A 19,639-nucleotide genomic window follows, 5' to 3' on the forward strand; every position below is an offset into this window, starting at 1 on the left:
GGCGAGCTATCCGCCTCGTCGATGTTCCAGCAGCTGCCGGCCGCCTCAGGCCGCCGCCGGGATCGGGCGCGGGCTTACGACATATTCGCGCAGGACCTTGTCGTTGGCGTCGACCTCGATCAGTGAGACGTCGTAAGTCCAGAGATCGGCGAGGTGCTGGAGCACGCGCTTGGCGTCGGTCTCGTTGAGCTGCGAGCCCTTGATGACGTGGTGATGCAGGATCAGCCGGCGGTCGCCGGAGAGATCGACGTCGACCACTTCGATATTGGCATCGATGAAGCCGACATCATGCTGCCGTGCCAGCTCGCGCCGCACCCGGCGGAAGCCGCGATCGTCGTGGATGGCATCGACCCGGATGCCGGCGCGCTCCTCGGGATCGTCGTGCAGGTGGAACATGCGGAAGTGCCGCATCAGCTTCGGGCTCAGGAACTGCGCGATGAAGCTTTCGTCGCGGTAGTTGGCCCAGACGTCGCGCAGCACGCCCATCACGTCGTTCTTGCCGGCAATGTCGGGGAACCACTCGCGGTCCTCGTCCTCCGGCCTGGTGACGATGCGCTCGATGTCCTGCATCACGGCAAAACCGAGCGCATAGGGATTGAAGCCGGAGAAGCGCGGATCGTCGAATTCGGGCTGGAACACCACGTTGGTGTGCGACTGCAGGAATTCGAGGAAGTTGCCGTCGGAGATGCGGCCTTGCTGATGCAGCTTGGTCATGATGCGATAGTGGACGTAGGTCGCGGTCCCCTCGTTCATCACCTTGGTCTGGCTCTGCGGATAGAAATATTGCGCGATGTGGCGGACGATGCGCAAAAGCTCGCGCTGCCAGGGCGCCAGCCGCGGCGCGCTCTTCTCCAGGAAGTAGAGCAGGTTTTCCTGCGGCAGGCCGAGCAGCTTGCGGCGGCGTTCGATGCTGAGCGCGGAGCGGGTCTTCGACGCCCCCTTCGGCACGGTGCGCCAGAGGTCGTTGAAGACCTCCTCCTCGTGCTGACGGCGGCGCCCCGCCCGCTTTTCCTCGGCGCGCAGATCCAGCTTCTTCTTGCCGGGATAGCGGTCGATGCCATGCGACATCAGCGCATGCGCGGCATCCAGGGTGCGCTCGACCTCGACGCGGCCGTAGCGCTCCTCGCAGGTCATGACGTAGTTCTTGGCAAAGTCGAGATAGTCCAGAATGCCGTCGGCGTCGGTCCACTGCTTGAACAGATAGTTGTTCTTGAAGAAATGGTTGTGGCCGAAGGCGGCGTGGGCGATCACCAGCGTCTGCATCGTCGCCGTGTTCTCCTCCATCAGATAGGAGATGCAGGGCGAGGAGTTGATCACGATCTCATAGGCAAGCCCCATCAGGCCCTTGCGATACGAGGCCTCATGGAACGCGAAGTGCTTGCCGAACGACCAGTGCTTGTAGAACAGCGGCATGCCGACGGACGAGTAGGCATCCAGCATCTGCTCGGCGGTGATGACCTCGATCTGGTTCGGATAGACGTCGAGCCCGAGATCCTTCGTCGCCACCTCCTCGCAGGCATCGGTGATGCGCTGCAACGTGCGGAAATCCCAATCGGCGCCTTCGAACAAGCGTTCCGTCATGGAGCGACTTTCTCCTGGGAAGTTTCGCGGCGCTGGAACAGATCGTGGAACACCGGGAAGATCTCGCTGCGCTCGCTGACCTTGCGCATCGAGAGCGGTGCGCCGCTGTTGCGCAGGCGGTCGTAGAGGGTCCAGAGCGAGGAGTCGGAGAGATCGAAGGCGCTGCCGCCGGACTCCCCGACCTCGAGATAGGCAAAGAACTGGCAGACCGGCAGGATCTTGTCGGTCAGCAGCATGCCCGTGAGCTCGCCGTCGGAATAGGAATTGTCGCCGTCGGAGGCCTGCGCGGCGTAGATATTCCAGTCCGCCGGGTTGAAGCGCTCGCGCACGATCTCATGCATGGCGTGGAGCGCGCTCGAGACCAGCGTGCCGCCCGAGGCCGGACCGTAGAAGAAGGTCTGCTCGTCCACCTCCTCGGCGCGGTCGGTGTGGCGGATGAAGACGATCTCGACATGCTTGTAGCGCCGCTTCAGGAACACGTAGAGCAGCATGTAGAAGCGCTTGGCGAGATCCTTCATGTGCTCGGACATCGAGCCGGAGACGTCCATCAGGCAGAACATCACCGCCTGCGCCACCGGCCGCGGCACCTTCTCGTAGCGGCGGTAGCGGATATCGAGCGGATCGACGAAGGGAATGCGCTTGGTCCTCGCCTTCAGCCTTTCGAGCTCGGCGAGCAGCACCACACGCTCGTCCTCGTCGGTGCATGCCGCGATCGCGGCTTCCAGCTCCTCAATCTCCTCCTTGCGGGGACGCTTGAGCGCGATGCGGCGCGCCAGCGCGAGCTTCACCGTCCGGCTGACCGAGATGTTGGCGGGCGAGCCGGACGTGGTGTAGCCGGCGCGCTGGATGCCCTCGCTCTCGGTCTGCGCGATCTTGCGCTTGGCAAGATCCGGCAACTCGAGGTCGTCGAGGAACAGATCCACGAACTCGTCGCGGGAGAGGACGAAGCGGAACGCGTCCTCGCTGTCGCCTTCGCCGGGACCGGAATCCTTGGCGCTGCCCTGGCCGGATCGCTGGAGGTAGTCGCCCTCGATGAACTTCTTGTTCCCGGGCAACACCATGTCGCGCGTTCCGCCTTCACGGCGGAAACGCGGCTCGTGCATGCCGTCGAGCGGTATCGTGACCTCACCACCCTCCAGGACGTCCTTGATGTCGCGTTCCTGCGAGGTCTTCTTGACGGCGCCCTGCACCAGGGATTTGGCCCGACGCAAGAACCGCTGCCGATTCTCAAGACTCTTGCCGCCTGGATTCAGGCGCCTGTCAATAATGTGAATGGGCACTTTTCCATCCGCTCCATCCGCCTCAACCGGCCTGCTTCACACGCATGTACCATTCGACGAGCCGGCGAACCTGACGCTCGGTGTAGCCGCGCTCCACCATGCGTGCGACGAACTCGCCGTGCTTCTTCTCCGTCTCGCCGTCCTTCTTCGACCCGAAGGAGATGACCGGAAGCAGGTCCTCGACCTGCGAGAATATCCGCTTTTCGATCACGTCGCGAATCTTCTCGTAGGAAATCCAGGTCGGATTCTTGCCTCCGTTCTGGGCCCGCGACCGTAACGAGAATTTGACCACCTCGTTGCGGAAGTCCTTCGGGTTGGCGATGCCCGCCGGCTTCTCGATTTTGGTCAGTTCCTGGTTCAAAAGCTCGCGATCGAGCAGCTGGCCGGTGTCGGCATCCTTGAAGTCCTGATCCTCGATCCAGGCATCGGCGTAGTCGACGTAGCGGTCGAACAGATTCTGGCCGTAATCCGAGTAGGATTCGAGATAGGCCTTCTGGATCTCGTTGCCGATGAACTCGGCGTAGCGCGGCGCCAGGTCCGCCTTGATGAATTCGAGATAGCGCTTCTCGACTTCCTCCGGGAGTTGCTCGCGACGGATCGACTGCTCCAGCGCGTACATCAGATGCACGGCGTCGGCGGCGACTTCCTGCGGATCGTGGTTGAAGGTCGCAGCCAGGATCTTGAAGGCGAAGCGGGTGGAGACGCCGTCCATGCCTTCGTCGACGCCGGCGGCATCGCGATATTCCTGGACGCTCCGTGCCTTCGGATCGGATTCCTTCAGGCTCTCGCCGTCATAGACCCGCATCTTGCCGAACAGCGTGGAGTTCTCGTGCTTGCGCAGGCGCGACATCACCGAGAACCGCGCCAACGTCTCCAGGGTCGAGGGTGCGCACGGCGCGGCCGCCAGCTCCGAGCCCTGGATCAGCTTTTCGTAGATCTTCTGCTCTTCGGTGGCCCGGAGGCAGTACGGCACCTTGATCACGCAGATGCGGTCGATGAAGGCCTCGTTGTTCTTGTTGGCCTTGAAGCTCGACCACTCGGCTTCGTTCGAGTGCGCGAGGATCACGCCGGTGAAGGGGATCGCGCCGATATTCTCGGTGCCGATGTAGTTGCCCTCCTGCGTTGCGGTGAGCAGCGGGTGCAGCATCTTGATCGGCGCCTTGAACATCTCGACGAATTCAAGGATGCCCTGGTTGGCGCGGTTGAGGCCGCCCGAATAGCTGTAGGCGTCGGGATCGTTCTGCGCGTAGGTCTCGAGCTTGCGGATATCGACCTTGCCGACCAGCGAGGAGATGTCCTGGTTGTTCTCGTCACCAGGCTCGGTCTTGGAGACCGCGATCTGGCGCAGCCGCGACGGCTGGATTTTTGCGACTCTGAACTGAGAAATGTCGCCGCCGAAGGCTTCCAGCCGCTTGTAGCACCACGGGCTCATCAGGCCGGTGAGGCGACGGCGCGGAATGCCGTACTTCTCTTCCAGCATCGGTCCGAGATGATCGGGATCAAACAGGCTGAGCGGGCTTTCAAACACCGGGCTCAATTCATCGCCGGCTTTGAGCACGTAGATCGGCTGCACTTCCATCAGCGACTTGAGCCGCTCGGCGAGCGAGGATTTGCCGCCGCCGACCGGGCCGAGCAGATAGAGGATCTGCTTGCGCTCTTCGAGCCCCTGCGCCGCGTGGCGGAAGAAACCGACGATGCGCTCGATGGTTTCTTCCATGCCGTAGAAGCCGGCGAAGGCCGGATAGGTCCGGATGGTGCGGTTCAAAAAAATACGGCCAAGGCGTGGGTCCTTGGCCGTGTCAATCGTCTGAGGCTCACCGATCGCTGCTAGCAGTCGTTCGGCCGCGTTCGCGTATTTCATGGGATCGCTTCGACACGATTCCAGATATTCCGCCATCGACATGTCGTGTTGGCTTCTCGCCTCGAACGACTTAGCGAAAGCGTTGAATAGAGAATCGTTATACATGATCCCTCTCCGCGTGAGTTCCGCCACAAGCTGAAACGAAAGCAGTTACCGGACCGTTCCTCAGGCCATTTCGAATCAGCGTGAGCACATGACGATCATTGGACACCCGGGTGCCGACACGACGCAACGCACAACGTAGGCACTCGTTGAGTTACGAACAGGCACATGCCTGTAATTTGTGCGAATCTGTATCCATCTTCGCTCATTTCCAGAAAATGTCACTTGGTCGCAACATCCGGGCATTACCGGGGATGAGCCCATCCGGCACTGCAACATGGAGCGATCTGCGAGCGGCAATCTTATGACGCTTGTACGGCGAAGCCTTGCGTGCCGCGTTCATCTTCCTGCTGCAATGCGGTGCGCGCAGCGCTCGCGGCATGACAATCGCGGCAAGCGCGCAGCAGTGTATCAAAATCGGTCGCCAAACCCTCGGAGCGGATGACAATCCGTTCATTCTGCCGTTCATTCTGCCGTTCATTCTGCCGTTCGTTCTCCGCACGGTGCGCCAAGGTGCTGATGGTGCAGAGCTGCCGCTGCAAGGCCGGCGTCAGCGTCAGCACGATCGCCTTGTGGCCGCGGCCTTCCTCAGTCGAAACCTCCGCAATCGAGTCCCACAGCAGAAATTCGTTGCCGATGCGGAGGTCGCGGATGCCATAGGGGGTGACGATCACCACCGGCCCCCGTTCGGCGGGCAGCAGCCAGATCAGCCGGCCGGTCACCAGGCCGAACAGCACGACGCCGGCATAGCCGACCGTCGTATCGTAGTCGCCCAGACCGTCCCACCAGTCGAAGGCAAGGGTCGCACTGAATAGGGTCATGGCGAAGCCCGCCGCGACCAGCAGCCGCAGCTGGGTCGTACATGGACTGATTTCGAGATCGTGGGTCGCATCGATGCATGCGGCCGGCGCGACCGATTGCGGGCTGTCGGCAACAGCGAGCGTCAGGCGGTCATGATGTGCGTGCATGCTTTTCCCCAGCATGGCCATTCGCGGCCGAGCGACGATCTATCAGGCGGACCGTAATCCGCTGATGACACTCCACGCAGACTGGGCTGACGAGACGAAGCGGCTACGTTGGTAACGAGCCCTTGGCCATTGTTCCGGCCGACGACTTTTTACGCAACACGGCTACTTCCGCCTGGATCGCCATGATCGCGACGGAGTTACACTGGAGGGTAGACGCCTATCCCCTTGATTGGTTCCCTCCCGGGAGCATGTAGGCTAGAGGATAGCGCGTCAGGACCGGCGCGGAAACCCCTCGCCCGCAGGCTTGGAGATAAATAAACATCATGAATCCCGTCAAAGAACTGGAAAAGCACGGACAAGCCGTCTGGCTGGACTTCCTGGCCCGCGGCTTCATCGCCAAGGGCGACCTGAAGCGGCTGATCGACACCGACGGCGTCAAGGGCGTCACCTCCAACCCGTCGATCTTCGAGAAGGCGATCGGCAGTTCGGACGAGTATGACGCCCCGATCGGCAAGGCGCTGAAGCGCGGCGACCGGACCGTGGCCGACCTGTTCGAGGCCGTCGCGATCGAGGACATCCAGAACGCCGCGGACGTGCTCCGCCCGGTCTATGACCGCCTGAGGGCCGGTGACGGCTATGTCAGCCTGGAAGTCTCGCCCTATCTGGCGATGGACACCGCCGGCACGGTCGCCGAGGCGCGGCGGCTCTGGAAGGATGTCGACCGCAAGAACCTGATGGTGAAGGTGCCGGCGACGCCGGAGGGCCTGCCGGCGATCGAGACGCTGATCGGCGACGGCATCAGCATCAACATCACGCTGTTGTTCGCCAGGGACGTCTACCTCCAGGTCGCCGAGGCCTATCTCACCGGTCTGGAAAAATACGTCGCCGGCGGCGGCGACCCCTCGCACGTGGCGAGCGTAGCGAGCTTCTTCGTCAGCCGCATCGACTCGGTCGTCGACAAGCAGCTCGACGAGAAGATCGCCCGCGCCAACGACCCATCCGAGAAGGAGCGGCTCGCCGCGCTGAAGGGCAAGGTCGCGATCGCCAACGCCAAGGTCGCCTACCAGGATTACAAGCGCCTGTTTTCCGGCCCGCGCTGGGACAAGCTCGCTGCCAAGGGCGCCAAGCCGCAGCGGATGCTGTGGGCCTCCACCGGCACCAAGAACAAGGACTACAGCGACGTCCTCTATGTCGAGGAGCTGATCGGCCCCGACACCGTCAACACCGTGCCGCCGGCGACGCTCGACGCGTTCCGCGACCACGGCAAGCCGCGCGACAGCCTTGAAGAGAACGTCGACGACGCCCGCCGCGTGCTGGAAGAACTGGAGCGCTCCGGCGTCTCGCTCGAGGCGATCACCGAGGAGCTCGTCAAGGACGGCGTCAAGCAGTTCGCCGATGCCGCCGACAAGCTCTATGGCGCCGTCGCCCACAAGCGGGCAACCGTGCTCGGGCCTGCGATCGACCACCAGCTTCTCTCGCTCGGCGACGGCCTCGGCAAGGCGGTGGCCAAGAGCACCGAGGAATGGCGTGCCTCGGCAAAGATCCGCAGGCTGTGGCAGCGCGACAAATCGGTCTGGACCGGCACCGACGAAGACAAATGGCTCGGCTGGCTCGACAGCGCGGCGAAGGCCGACGTCGCCGACTACGAGGACTATGCGAGCCGCGTGAAGGGCCAAAAGTTCTCCGATGCCGTCGTGCTCGGCATGGGCGGATCGAGCCTTGGCCCCGAGGTGCTGGCCGAGACTTTTGCGCGGAAGTCCGGCTTCCCGAAATTGCACGTGCTGGATTCCACCGATCCGGCACAGGTCCAGGCAATGGAGGCCAGGATCGACATCGCCAACACCGTCTTCATCGTGTCCAGCAAATCCGGCGGGACCACCGAGCCGAACGCGATGAAGGATTATTTCCACGAACGCGTCGCACAGGCGGTCGGGCCGAAAGTGAAGACCGGCCATCGCTTCATCGCGGTGACCGATCCCGGCTCGTCGCTGGAGAAGGCGGCGAAGAGCCTCAACTACGCCCGCATCTTCCATGGCGAACCCTCGATCGGCGGCCGCTATTCGGTGCTCTCGCCGTTCGGCCTGGTGCCAGCGGCAACCGCGGGCATCGACGTCAAGACGCTGATCAAACACGCGCTCTCCATGGCCCGTTCCTGCGGACCCGACGTGCCGCCAGGTGAGAACCCGGGCGTCCAGCTCGGCCTTGCCATGGGCCTCGCCGGCCTCGAAGGCCGCGACAAGGTGACGATCCTGTCGTCGGAGAAGATCGCCGATTTCGGCGCCTGGGCCGAGCAGCTGATCGCGGAATCGACCGGCAAGGAAGGCAAGGGCCTGATCCCGATCGCCGGCGAACCGCTCGGCGAGCCCGCGCTCTACGGCAACGACCGCTTCTTCATCGACATTCGCACCGAAGGCGAAGCGGACCCAGCGCATGACTCCAAGCTTGCCGCGGTCGAAGCCGCCGGCCATCCCGTCGTGCGCATCGTGATGAAATCGATCGACCATCTCGGTCAGGAGTTCTTCCGCTTCGAGATGGCGACGGCGGTCGCCGGCAGCATCCTCGGCATCAACCCGTTCGACCAGCCGGACGTGGAAGCGGCCAAGATCAAGACCCGCGAGCTCACCGCGTCGTTCGAGAGGACCGGCGCATTGCCGGCCGAACAGCCGGTGGTCAGCACCGACGAGGCCGATCTCTACACCGACGAGGCCAACGCCACGGCGCTGCGCGCCGCCGGTGCCAACGGCGACCTCACCTCGTGGCTGAAGGCGCATCTCTCCCGCTCGGGCCATGGCGACTATGTCGCCCTGCTCGGCTACATCGCCCGCGACAAGGCGACGATCGACGCACTCCAGACGATGCGTCTCGAAGTGCGCGAGAAGCGTCACGTCGCGACCTGCGCCGAGTTCGGACCGCGATTCCTGCATTCGACCGGGCAGGCCTACAAGGGCGGGCCCGACAGCGGCGTGTTTCTCCAGATCACGGCCGACGATGCCAAGGACTTGTCGGTGCCGGGCCAGAAGGCGAGCTTCGGCGTGATCAAGGCCGCGCAGGCGCGCGGCGACTTCGACGTGCTCACCGAGCGCGGCCGGCGCGCGCTCAGGGTCCACCTCAAGGGCGGGCTCAAGAAAGGTCTCGCGGCGCTCAACGCGGCGCTTAACGATGCGCTGAACTAAGGGAATCTCTCGATGCAACTCGGCATGATCGGCCTCGGCCGGATGGGCGGCAACATCGTTCGCCGCCTGATGCGCCACGGTCATACGACCGTGGTCTACGACAAGGACGCCAAGGCCGTCGCGGGTCTCGCCGCAGACGGCGCACAGGGCTCGGCGACGCTGGAAGAGTTTGTCGCCAAGCTGGAGCGGCCGCGCGCGGCCTGGGTGATGCTGCCGGCCGGCCACATCACCGAGACCACGATCGACACGATCGCGGGCGTGATGCAGGAAGGCGACGTCATCATCGACGGCGGCAACACGTTCTGGCAGGACGACGTCCGCCGCGGCAAGGCGCTGAAGGAGCGCGGCATCCATTATGTCGACGTCGGCACTTCAGGCGGTGTCTGGGGGCTCGACCGCGGCTATTGCATGATGATCGGTGGCGAGAAGCAGGTGGTCGACCGGCTCGATCCGATCTTCGCCGCGCTTGCGCCCGGCGCCGGCGACATTCCGCGCACGGAGGGACGTGAGGGGCGCGATCCCCGCATCGAGCAGGGCTACATCCACGCAGGCCCCGTGGGCGCCGGTCATTTCGTCAAGATGATCCACAACGGCATCGAATACGGCCTGATGCAGGCCTATGCCGAAGGTTTCGACATCCTCAAGAATGCCAACATCGAGGCCTTGCCGGCGGATCATCGCTATGATTTCGACCTCGCCGACATCGCCGAGGTGTGGCGGCGCGGCAGCGTGATCCCGTCCTGGCTGCTCGACCTCACCTCGACGGCGCTCGCCGACAGTCCTGCGCTTGCGGAATATTCCGGCTTCGTCGAGGATTCCGGTGAAGGCCGCTGGACCGTGAATGCGGCAATCGACGAGGCGGTGCCGGCCGAAGTTTTGACCGCGGCCCTCTACACACGTTTCCGTTCCCGCAAGGAACACACCTTCGCCGAAAAAATTCTCTCCGCAATGCGCGCGGGCTTCGGCGGTCACAAGGAGCCGAAGCAGCCGGGCGCTTCGAAACCCAAATAAGAGCCGAAGTAACAAGTAACAGAGCGAAGGCCGATCATTCGTGACAAAAGACCCGCAGGCCAAGCGCAAGCCCGAAAATTGCGCCTTCGTCATCTTTGGCGCGACCGGTGACCTTACCCATCGGCTGGTGATGCCGTCGCTCTACAATCTGGCCGCCGAGCACCTGTTGCCGGAGAAGTTTTGCGTCGTCGGCGTGGCCCGCAACCGCCAGTCGGATGACGAGCTGCGCGACAGCCTGCTGAAGGGCCTGCGGCAATTCGCGACGCGGCCCGTGGACGACGACATTGCCCGGAAGCTGCTGGAATGCGTGACCTTCGTCGAGGCCGATCCGAAGGATCCCCCGTCCTTCGACCGCTTGCGCGCGCATCTGGATTCGCTGGAATGCGCGCAGGACACCGGCGGCAACCGACTGTTCTATCTCGCGACCCCGCCCGCCGCCTTCGCACCGACCGCGCGGGAGCTCGGCCGCACCGGAATGATGAAGGAGAACGGCGCCTGGCGTCGGCTCGTAATCGAAAAGCCGTTCGGCACCGATCTCGCGTCAGCCAAGGCGCTGAATGCCGAGCTCCTGAAGATCATGGACGAGCACCAGATCTACCGGATCGATCATTATCTCGGCAAGGAGACGGTGCAGAACATCCTGGTGCTGCGCTTTGCCAACGGCATGTTCGAGCCGATCTGGAATCGCAACCATATCGATCACATCCAGATCACCGTGGAGGAGAAGCTCGGCGTCGGCCATCGCGGCGGGTTCTACGATGCCACCGGCGCACTGCGCGACATGGTGCCGAACCATCTGTTCCAGCTGATGTCGCTGGTCGCGATGGAGCCGCCGGCGCGGTTCGATGCGCATTCCGTGCGCTCCGAAAAGGCCGACGTGCTGACGTCGATCCAGCAGCCGACCCGGGAAGAGGCGCTGAAGAATTCGGTGCGCGCGCAATATCTCGCCGGCCGCATCGGCGACGACGAGATCACGGACTATCGCAAGACCGAGGACGTCAAGCCCGGCAGCACCACCGAGACCTTCGTCGCGCTGAAGCTGATGATCGACAATTGGCGCTGGGCCGGCGTGCCGTTCTATCTGCGCACCGGCAAGGCGCTCGGCCACAAGCGCACGGAAGTGGCGATCAAGTTCAAGCAGGCGCCGCTGTCGATGTTCTCAGGCACGGATGTCGACCGCCTGTCGCAGAACTTCCTCACCATCGGCATCGCGCCGACCGAAACCATCGAGCTGCAGTTCAACGCCAAGATCCCGGGGCCGAGCATCACCATCGACGGCGTCGAGATGAAGTTCAAGTACGGCGACTATTTCCGCGCCGATCCCTCGACCGGCTACGAGACTCTGATCTACGACTGCATGATCGGCGACAACATCCTGTTCCAGCGCGCCGACGGCATCGAGGCCGGATGGCAGGCGGTGCAGCCGTTCCTGGACGCCTGGAAAAGTGAAGGCACCAACGGCATCGAGACCTACTCCGCCGGCAGCGACGGCCCCGCCTGCGCCGATGAGCTGCTCCGGCGCGACGGGCGAAGCTGGCGGAAGTTTACGTGATGGAAGCGGCCGACCAGCCGAAGCTGATCGTCGCGGCCGACGCCGAGGCGCTGGCGCAGGCCGCAGCCGACCGGGTGATGGCGCGGATATCAGCCAATCCCGGGCGGATCGCGATCTGCCTCACCGGCGGATCCAGCCCGAAAAAGCTCTATCAATCGCTCGGCAGCGACGCGTATCGCGGCAAGATCCCGTGGGACCGCGTGCATTGGTTCATCGGTGACGAGCGTTTCGTGCCTTCGAGCGATCCCCTCAACAACATGGCAGTCGCGCGCGCGACCTTTCTCGACCGCAATGCGCCGTCCGGGCATATTCACCCGATCCCGACCACGGCTGAAAGCCCCGAAGCGGGTGCCGAGGCCTACGCGCGCGAGCTTCAGTCCTTCTACGGCGCCGAAAACCTCGATCCGGCACGGCCGCTGTTCGACATGGTCCTGATGGGCGCGGGCCCGGACGGCCACACCGCCTCGCTTTTCCCCGGCTACCCCGCGATCGAGGAGACCGCACGCTGGGTGGTCGGCGTCCCCAAGGCCAATGTCGCGCCGTTCGTGCCGCGGGTGTCGCTGACCCTGCCCGCTTTGGCCTCCTGCCGCGAAATGCTGTTCGAGATTGCCGGGCACGACAAGCAGCCGATCTTGACGCGCCTGCTCAATGGCGAGACTCTGCCGGCTGTACGCGCGCGCTCGAATGGTGAGACCGTCTGGCTGGTCGATCAGGCCGCGCTTCCGGAGGGAATTCGTGGCGGGCGTTGAAGCACCTTGTGCGTTGATCGTGATGGGCGTGTCGGGTTCAGGCAAGAGTACGGTTGCGGAGGCGCTCGGGCAGCGGCTCGGCTGGCGTTTCGAGGACGGCGACAGCTTTCACCCCGCCAGCAATGTCGAGAAGATGCGGGCCGGCCATCCCCTCACTGACGAGGACCGCTGGCCCTGGCTCAACGCCATTGCCGACGAGATCGCCCGGGTTTGCGACAAGGGCGAGCACGTGATCATCGCCTGCTCAGCGCTGAAGCACACCTATCGCGACGTGCTGCTGCGCGGACGCGACGACGTCCGCTTCGTCTTCCTGAGGGGCACCAGGGAGCTGATCGCCGCCCGCCTCGCGCAACGCAAGGGCCATTTCATGCCGCCCGGACTGCTGACGAGCCAGTTCGACACGCTGGAGCCGCCGGAAGCGGGCGAACATGTCATCACCGTCTCGATCGACGAATCCGTCGAGGCGATCGTGGACGGCGTGGTACGGCAATTGAAGCTGAGCGGGGCGAAACGCTGAGGCCGACAAACCCTGAGGTCCTGCCATGACGAAAATCTCACTGGTCGTCTCCGACGTCGACGGCACGCTGCTGACCAAGGACAAGACGCTGACGGAGCGCGCGCGGTCCGCGGTGCAGCGGCTGCACAAGACCGGCATCGGCTTCACCATCACCTCCAGCCGCCCCGCGATCGGCATGCGGTTCCTGATCGAGCCGCTGGCGCTCTGGCTGCCGATCGGTCCGTTCAACGGCTCCTCGATCGTCGATCCCGAGATGCATCCGGTCGAGCAGCACCTGATCCCGGCAAGCGCCGCCGAACGGTCCTTGCAGATCCTCCGGGAGTTCGGCGCCGACATCTGGCTCTTCACCACCGACAAATGGCTGATCGACAACCCTGATGGTAAATACGTCGCGCACGAGCAGCACACGATCCGCTCCGATCCCACCATCGTGACGGATTTCTCGCCGTACCTTGCGAACGCCTGCAAGATCGTCGGCGCCAGCGCCGATGCCGCCGGCCTGGAGCGTTGCGAGAAAGCGATGCAGGAGGCGCTCGGCAGCGCGGCCACTGCAGTGCGCTCGCAGACCTATTATCTCGACATCACCCCGCCCGGCTTCGACAAGGGCACCTTCGTGCAGGCCATGGCCAAGCGCCTTGGTATTTCCACCGACGCGGTCGCCACCATCGGTGACATGCAGAACGACCTTGCGATGTTCCGCGTCAGCGGCACCTCGATCGCCATGGGCAATGCCACCGACAGCGTCAAGGACCAGGCCACCCATGTCACCGCAACCAATGAGCAGGACGGCTTTGCAGAGGCGATGGAGGTGATTTTGAAGCGGAACGGGGTGGGCTGAGCGCCTGGTAAGACGAGACTCGACTGGCGCCGCGACGGAGGTATGTTCCCTCCCCCCTTACTTCGACCGCTGCACCGCCGGCTTCTCGCTCTCCTGCCTCGCGGCCGAGAGATTGTGCGCGGTGTTGATCAGCGCGATGTGGGTCAAGGCCTGCGGGAAATTACCGGTCTGGCGCCGGGCGCCTGAATCATACTCTTCGGCCAGGAGGCCGACATCGTTCGCGATGCCGACCACGCGATCGAGCAAGGCTTGCGCCTTGTCGAGATCACCCGTTAGCACATGCGCATCGGCCAGCCACAGGCTGCACGCCAGGAACGCGCCCTCGATCGGCTGCGTCTCCTCGGACACTTCGCGGGGATCGTGGCGCAGCACAAAACCGTCGCGCATCATGTGTTTCTCGACGGCGGCGATGGTGCCCCGAATGCGCGGGTCCGATGGCGGCAGGAAGCCGACGGCCGGCAGCAGCAGCACGCTGGCATCGAGCAGCTTTGAACCATAGAAGTCGACAAAGGCATTCTCCTCCGCGTCAAATCCCTTGTTGCAGACATCGCGATGAATGGCTTCGCGCAGGGCACGCCAATGTAGGAGCGGCGCCTTGAAGCCAAAGGTCTCGGCGCTCTTGATGCCGCGGTCGAAGGCGACCCAGGTCATGACCTTGGAGAACACGTAGTGCTTCGGCTGTCCACGCAGCTCCCAGATGCCGTTGTCGGGATGGTCCCAGACCTCGGCGAGATGGTTGAGCACGACGCATTCCAGCGCCCAGGTCGTCTCGTCGTCGAGCTTCAGCTTCGCCATGCGCGACTGGTGGAAGGCGTCGATCAGTTCGCCGTAGACGTCGAGCTGGAGCTGCGCATGCGCGGCGTTGCCGACGCGCACCGGTTGGGCGCCCTCATAACCGTCGAGCCAGCCCGCTTCCCATTCCAGCAGACGCCGCTGGCCCCAGATGCCGTACATGATCTGCATGTCCGCCGGCGAGCCTGCCGCCGCGCGCAGCAGCCAATTGTGCCAGGCCAACGCTTCCTCGGTGTAACCCGAGTTCATCAGCGCCAGCAGCGTGAAGGTCGCATCGCGCAACCAGCAGAAGCGGTAATCCCAATTCCTGGCGCCGCCGAGCTTTTCCGGCAACGAGGTGGTGGGCGCCGCGACGATGCCGCCGGTCGGGCCGAAGGTCAGCGCCTTCAGCGTGATCAGCGAGCGTACGATCAGATCGTGATAATCACCGTCGCGGGTGCAGCGGCTGCACCATTCGTTCCAGAATTTCTCGGTCTCCTGGAAGGCGATCTCCGGATCGATCGGCGCGGGCGGATCGAGATGCGAGGGGCCGTAGGTCAGCACGAACGGCACGGTCTCACCCGCCTTCACGTCGAAGTCGGAGACCGTGGTGAGATCCTCGCCGCGGGTCTCCACCGGGGTGCGCAGCACCGTCATGTCCTGGCCGGCGATCGCCAGCAGCGAATGGTCGATGCGTCGCACCCAGGGAATGTCGACGCCGAAGCCGAAGCGGATGACGAGCTCCATCCGCATCTTCACCGTGCCCGTGAGGCCGCGGACCAGCCGCACGATGTCGGAGGCCTTGCCGCGCGGCGGCATGAAGTCGATCAGCGCAACGGTGCCGCTCCCGGTCTCGAAGCGCGTTTCGAGGATGAGGGTGTTGCCGAGATAGCGGCGCGAGATCGAGGTCGTGTCCTCGCTTGGCGCGATCAGCCAGCGGCCGTTCTTGTGCGTGCCGAGGATCGCGGCAAAGCAGGCATCGGAATCGAAGGCCGGCCAGCACAGCCAGTCGATCGAGCCGTCGCGCCCGACCAGCGCTGCGGTCTCGCAATCGCCGATCAGCGCATAGTCCTCGATCCTCTGAGCCAATGTGTCACGAGCCCCGGAAAATCCGCCGTTTCAACTCCCGCCGGTCAACGAGCGTTCCCGCGTCGCCGCCTTCAAGGCCGTAACATCGACCTTGGCGGCGATCTTGTCGAGCGCCACCGGCAGGCGCTGGCGCCAGTTCGGATGCTCATCGATCGTACCGGGAATGTTGGGCTGGTCAATCACGCCGAGCAGATCCTCCAGCGACACCGCCAGAAGACGCGACGGCGTCCGCGACAGGAAGGCGAGCACCGAATAGAGATCGTTGGCGTTGATGCCGTTCTGGCGCAGGATCTCGTCGAGCCTGCCGAGCGCATCCCAGCGCGCCTGGTCGTTCTCGCCGGGGTCGAGCCCGAGCGAGCGCTTCATCTTGAGATCGCTGAAGGAGCGCCAGCCGGCATAGGTGCACAGATCATGCGTGTTCAGCGTGACCAGCGCGTTGGGCCGGTAATGGTCGGCATTGCGGAAACGGCCGGCATCGTCGCGCTCGAACATCATGACGAGGTAGGACCAGATGCCGAAATCCTGCATGGTCTCGCGGAAACCTTCCGGCACGGTGCCGAGGTCCTCGCCGATCACGATGCATTTGTGCGCCGCGCTCTCGTGCACCACGGCGCCGAGCAGCGCCTCGAACGGCATCTGAACATAGGCGCCGTTGTCCGGCTTGAAGCCGCGCGGCACCAGATACAGCCGCTTCAACCCCAGCACGTGATCGAGCCGGATCGCGCCGGCATGGCGCATCGAGGCGGCCAGCATGTCGGCGAACGGCACGAAGGATTGCGCCTCCAGACCACCGGCATTGAAGCCGGCAAGGCCCCAATCCTGTCCGACGGTGTTGAGCACGTCGGGCGGCGCGCCGACGGCGAGATGGCGCGAAATCGCCATCTGCTCGTTCCAGGCGTCGAAGCCGTTGGACTGCACGCCGACGGCGACGTCGAGATAGAGCCCGACGCGCATGCCGAGCTGGCCGGCCAATTCCTTGGCGGCCTGCAATTGGCTATCGGCCGTCCATTGCACGAATTCGACGAACTCGACCTCGCGCTTGTCGGGACCGTTGCGGAGCTCGGCGCATTTGGCTTCATCCGGCTGCTGCCACTCTTGCGGCCACTCCCACCAAGGCCCGGAGAAGCGATGCCGCAGCACCTCGAAGCAGGCAAAGCGGGACAATAGCGGCGCGCGGTCCGCGCGGAAGGCGTCGAATTCCTTGCGGCGCGCCTCGCTCGCGCTCGTCACGAAACTGTTGTAGGCGGCGCGCAGGCTGAGCCATTTCAGCGCCGCCAAGTCCGCATAGGGCACACGATCGCCTTCGCGCAGCCGCGCGGCGGTCGCAGCCGCGTCGGGGACGAGGTCGGCGGAAAATTCCGGGATCGCCTCGACGTCGATATAGAGCGGGTTGAGAAACAGCCGGCTGTTCGGCGAATAGGGGCTGCAATCGGCGGGGTGGTTGTCGAACAGGACATGCAGCGGATTGAGCCCGACGCCATCGGCGCCGAGCTGCCTGGCGAGCCGGACGAGATCGGCGAGGTCGGTGAAATCGCCAATGCCCCAATTGCGGTCCGAGCGGACGCTGTAGAGCTGCACGGCGAGCAACCAGCCTCGGGCGAAATCGCCGCCGAAGGCGCGTTCGGGCGCCACGATCATCGGCACCTCTTCCGCAACGCCCCGGGCATCGGTCAGCGTCAACCGGTGATAACCGAGCGGCAGGCCGGCGGGCCAGGCGATCACGGGCTCCTGGGTCTCGCCTTGTGCGATCACATTGCCGTTTGCGCGCAATGTCCATTGCAGCGGCGGCGCGCCGATCGTCGTCAATTCGGTGCGCGGATGTCCCAGGGCGCGCACCACCACGGGCCCGCCGACGAAGCGGTAAACCCGCTTCTCCGGCAGAGCCTCGAGGATGGATTTGAGGGCCACGGGATCGGTGACCCGCAGCTTTCCGAGGGCATCGACGAATTCGGACTGAACGCCCTTGATCCGGGCTTGAGCTAAAAGATCCATTCGGCACGCAGCTTGCAGGCCGTCATCCGGCCGGGGGCAGGGAATTTAACGAGGTCGTGGAAGAGGTTAGTCAGGGCTAACTCGCAGACCGTGCCTGCCGTTCCCAAGGGAACCAATGACACACAAGCGGCTTTCTATATTGGTATCAAGTGTAGGTTCCCGACAAGGGAAACGGGCTCCTGCTTTCTTGTCAATGGCATCACCGTGAACAAGACAATTCAAACTGTCGAGAGTGCCGCAGCCGGCAGCGCTTTCCTCATCGAAGATATCTATCCCTCGATCGACAGCGGCCGTTTCGCCGTGAAGCGGATTGCGGGCGAACGGGTCGACGTCTGGGCGGACATTTATCGCGGCGGCCACGCGGTGATCGGTGCCGCGCTGATCTGGCGAGGAGAACAGGACCGGGAATGGCGGAGCGAGCCGATGATCCATCACGGCAATGACCGCTGGTCCGGCGCCTTCACCCCCGTCGAGCCCGGCCAATATGTCTATGCGATCGAAGCGTGGACCGACGAGTTCGCCACCTGGTCGCACGGGGTCGAGCGCAAACGGCGCGCCGGCGCGGACGTCAGCCTCGATGCGATCGAGGGCGCCGGCCTCCTGACCAAGGCGCATGGCGCCCGGCAGGACGCCGCGGCGGTCATCGTGAAGCAATGCGAGGACTATCTTCAGACCGGCGATGTCGGCTCGCTGCTGGCAGCCGATCTCGGCGCGGCCATGGCTGAGAGCCAGTCGCGGCCCGACCTGACCCGCTCGCAGAACTTCCCGCTGATCGTCGACCGCGACAAAGCGCGCTTCGGCGCATGGTATCAGATGATGCCGCGCAGCCAGAGCCAGAGTCCCGGCCAGCATGGCACGCTGCGTGACTGCATCGCGCGCGTGCCCGACATCGCCGCGATGGGATTTGACGTGCTCTACTTCACGCCCATCCACCCCATTGGCCGCACCCGCCGCAAGGGCCGCAACAATGCGCCGGTGGCGACCGAAGGCGATCCCGGCTCGCCCTATGCGACCGGCACGACCGAGGGCGGGCACGATGCACTGCATCCCGAGCTCGGCACGATCGAGGATTTCCGCGCGCTGGTCGCGACCTGTCTCGAATACGGCCTCGAGCTCGCGCTCGACTTCGCCGTGCAATGCTCGCCGGACCATCCCTGGCTGAGGCAGCATCCGGAATGGTTCAAATGGCGTCCGGACCGCTCGGTGCGGACGGCGGATGATCCCTATTCGGACATCGTCATCCCCGATTTCGCCTCCGTCGACAGGGCCGGGCTGTGGAACGCGTTTCGCGATGCCATGCTGTTCTGGATCGACCACGGCGTCACCATCTTCGCCATCGACAATCACGACACCGCGCCGCTTCCGTTCTGGGAGTGGCTGATCAGCGACATCCGCCGCCGCCATCCCGAGGTGATCCTGTTCTCCAAGACCTTTGCACGACCGAAGCTGATGAAGGGCCTCGCCAAGCTCGGCTTTGCACAGTCCTTCAGCTATTTCCCCTGGCGCACGGCGAAATGGGAGCTGGAGCAATATCTGGGCGAGCTGACCCGCTATCCCGAGCGCGATTTCTATCGGGCGAACCTGTTCGTGAGCACGCCCGACCTGCTGCCCTATCATCTCCAGGGCGGTGAGCCCTGGGCGTTCAAGTCGCGGGTCGCGCTGGCCGCGACGCTGTCCGGCAATTACGGCATCTACAGCGGGTTCGAGCTGCTGGAGCATGACGCGATTCCCGGCCGCGAAGAATATCTTGATTCCGAGAAGTACCAGATCAAGCCGCGCGACTGGGACCGGCCCGGCAACATCAAGACCTACATCGCCGCGCTCAATCGCATCCGCAACGATAACGCCGCGCTTCAGCAAACGGAGAATCTGCGCTTCCTCGGCGTCGAGGACGGCGAGACGATCGCCTTTGCCAAGGAGGCGGCCGATCCAGCCAACACCGTCGTCGCGGTCATCGCCCTCTCGGGCCATGTCCGCGAAGTCTGGTTGCCGCTGGGCGACCTCACCATCGACGCCGGCGGCGCACGCCGCCACGTCACCGCACTCGAAAATCTCATCACAGGCGAACTGTCCCGCATCGAATGGGGCGGGATCAGATTATATATCGATCCCGACCGCGACCCGGCGCTGCTGTTCCGCTGCCTGGCGTAAGGAT

At 64.2% G+C, this 19,639-nt stretch carries 13 protein-coding genes; 7 read left to right on the forward strand and 6 right to left on the reverse strand.

Annotated elements, in window-relative coordinates; translation table 11 throughout:
• Positions 1–45: 45 nt before the first annotated feature.
• The 4 genes from ABIA90_RS21955 to ABIA90_RS21970 form a co-directional block, all read right to left on the reverse strand.
• A complete protein-coding gene (locus ABIA90_RS21955) occupies positions 46–1,581 on the reverse strand; it encodes a SpoVR family protein (protein ID WP_231143274.1) in 1,536 nt (511 codons plus the stop codon).
• Positions 1,578–2,855: a YeaH/YhbH family protein gene (locus tag ABIA90_RS21960; RefSeq protein WP_354119556.1), complete on the reverse strand. Its 1,278-nt coding sequence runs from the start codon at positions 2,853–2,855 to the stop codon at positions 1,578–1,580. Before ABIA90_RS21960 ends, ABIA90_RS21955 begins: the two co-directional genes overlap by 4 nt.
• Positions 2,856–2,883: 28 nt before the next feature.
• A complete protein-coding gene (locus ABIA90_RS21965) occupies positions 2,884–4,827 on the reverse strand; it encodes a PrkA family serine protein kinase (protein ID WP_063981411.1) in 1,944 nt (647 codons plus the stop codon).
• A gap of 299 nt (positions 4,828–5,126) precedes the next feature.
• On the reverse strand, positions 5,127–5,813 hold the full coding sequence (locus ABIA90_RS21970) for an STM3941 family protein (protein WP_354119412.1): 687 nt from the start codon (positions 5,811–5,813) through the stop codon (positions 5,127–5,129).
• Between the two features lie 302 nt (positions 5,814–6,115).
• Between ABIA90_RS21970 and ABIA90_RS21975 the strand changes: the two genes are divergently transcribed.
• From ABIA90_RS21975 to ABIA90_RS22000, 6 genes are read left to right on the forward strand one after another with little or no spacing between them, the layout of a single operon-like run.
• Entirely contained in the window at positions 6,116–8,965 is a 2,850-nt protein-coding gene (locus tag ABIA90_RS21975; RefSeq protein ID WP_354119411.1) for a bifunctional transaldolase/phosoglucose isomerase, read from the forward strand.
• Positions 8,966–8,977: 12 nt separating this feature from the next.
• A complete protein-coding gene (gene gnd, locus ABIA90_RS21980; protein ID WP_354119410.1) occupies positions 8,978–9,976 on the forward strand; it encodes a phosphogluconate dehydrogenase (NAD(+)-dependent, decarboxylating) in 999 nt (332 codons plus the stop codon).
• Between the two features lie 40 nt (positions 9,977–10,016).
• Positions 10,017–11,528 carry a glucose-6-phosphate dehydrogenase gene (gene zwf, locus ABIA90_RS21985; protein WP_071910145.1) on the forward strand — a complete coding sequence of 504 codons (1,512 nt, stop codon included), beginning with the start codon at positions 10,017–10,019 and terminating at the stop codon, positions 11,526–11,528.
• Positions 11,528–12,277, forward strand: a complete 750-nt coding sequence (pgl, locus tag ABIA90_RS21990) for a 6-phosphogluconolactonase (protein ID WP_354119555.1) — start codon at positions 11,528–11,530, stop codon at positions 12,275–12,277. The genes zwf and pgl overlap by 1 nt, the downstream gene beginning before the upstream one ends.
• Entirely contained in the window at positions 12,264–12,794 is a 531-nt protein-coding gene (locus ABIA90_RS21995; protein ID WP_354119409.1) for a gluconokinase, read from the forward strand. Before pgl ends, ABIA90_RS21995 begins: the two co-directional genes overlap by 14 nt.
• 25 nt (positions 12,795–12,819) lie before the next feature.
• Positions 12,820–13,632 (forward strand): HAD family hydrolase, encoded by an 813-nt coding sequence (locus tag ABIA90_RS22000; protein WP_354119408.1) that lies wholly within the window; start codon positions 12,820–12,822, stop codon positions 13,630–13,632.
• A gap of 57 nt (positions 13,633–13,689) precedes the next feature.
• On the opposite strand, the gene ABIA90_RS22005 is transcribed toward ABIA90_RS22000, so the two are convergent.
• Entirely contained in the window at positions 13,690–15,492 is a 1,803-nt protein-coding gene (locus ABIA90_RS22005; protein ID WP_354119407.1) for a glycoside hydrolase family 15 protein, read from the reverse strand.
• A 30-nt stretch (positions 15,493–15,522) separates the two neighbouring features.
• Positions 15,523–17,484, reverse strand: coding sequence for a 4-alpha-glucanotransferase (gene malQ, locus ABIA90_RS22010; protein WP_354119406.1), 1,962 nt, complete (start codon positions 17,482–17,484; stop codon positions 15,523–15,525).
• A 204-nt stretch (positions 17,485–17,688) separates the two neighbouring features.
• Between malQ and ABIA90_RS22015 the strand changes: the two genes are divergently transcribed.
• Positions 17,689–19,635: a maltotransferase domain-containing protein gene (locus ABIA90_RS22015; RefSeq protein WP_354119405.1), complete on the forward strand. Its 1,947-nt coding sequence runs from the start codon at positions 17,689–17,691 to the stop codon at positions 19,633–19,635.
• Positions 19,636–19,639 lie beyond the last annotated feature (4 nt).

This window comes from Bradyrhizobium sp. LA6.8, assembly GCF_040547935.1.
GTDB lineage: Bacteria > Pseudomonadota > Alphaproteobacteria > Rhizobiales > Xanthobacteraceae > Bradyrhizobium > Bradyrhizobium barranii.

Bases quoted from the DNA above. Each gene is read 5' to 3' on its own strand.
- ABIA90_RS21955 (WP_231143274.1), bottom strand. From the start codon at position 1,581: ATGACGGAACGCTTGTTCGAAGGCGCCGATTGGGATTTCCGCACGTTG.
- ABIA90_RS21965 (WP_063981411.1), bottom strand. From the start codon at position 4,827: ATGTATAACGATTCTCTATTCAACGCTTTCGCTAAGTCGTTCGAGGCG.
- ABIA90_RS21970 (WP_354119412.1), bottom strand. From the start codon at position 5,813: ATGGCCATGCTGGGGAAAAGCATGCACGCACATCATGACCGCCTGACG.
- ABIA90_RS21975 (WP_354119411.1), top strand. From the start codon at position 6,116: ATGAATCCCGTCAAAGAACTGGAAAAGCACGGACAAGCCGTCTGGCTG.
- gnd (WP_354119410.1), top strand. From the start codon at position 8,978: ATGCAACTCGGCATGATCGGCCTCGGCCGGATGGGCGGCAACATCGTT.
- pgl (WP_354119555.1), top strand. From the start codon at position 11,528: ATGGAAGCGGCCGACCAGCCGAAGCTGATCGTCGCGGCCGACGCCGAG.
- ABIA90_RS22000 (WP_354119408.1), top strand. From the start codon at position 12,820: ATGACGAAAATCTCACTGGTCGTCTCCGACGTCGACGGCACGCTGCTG.
- malQ (WP_354119406.1), bottom strand. From the start codon at position 17,484: ATGGATCTTTTAGCTCAAGCCCGGATCAAGGGCGTTCAGTCCGAATTC.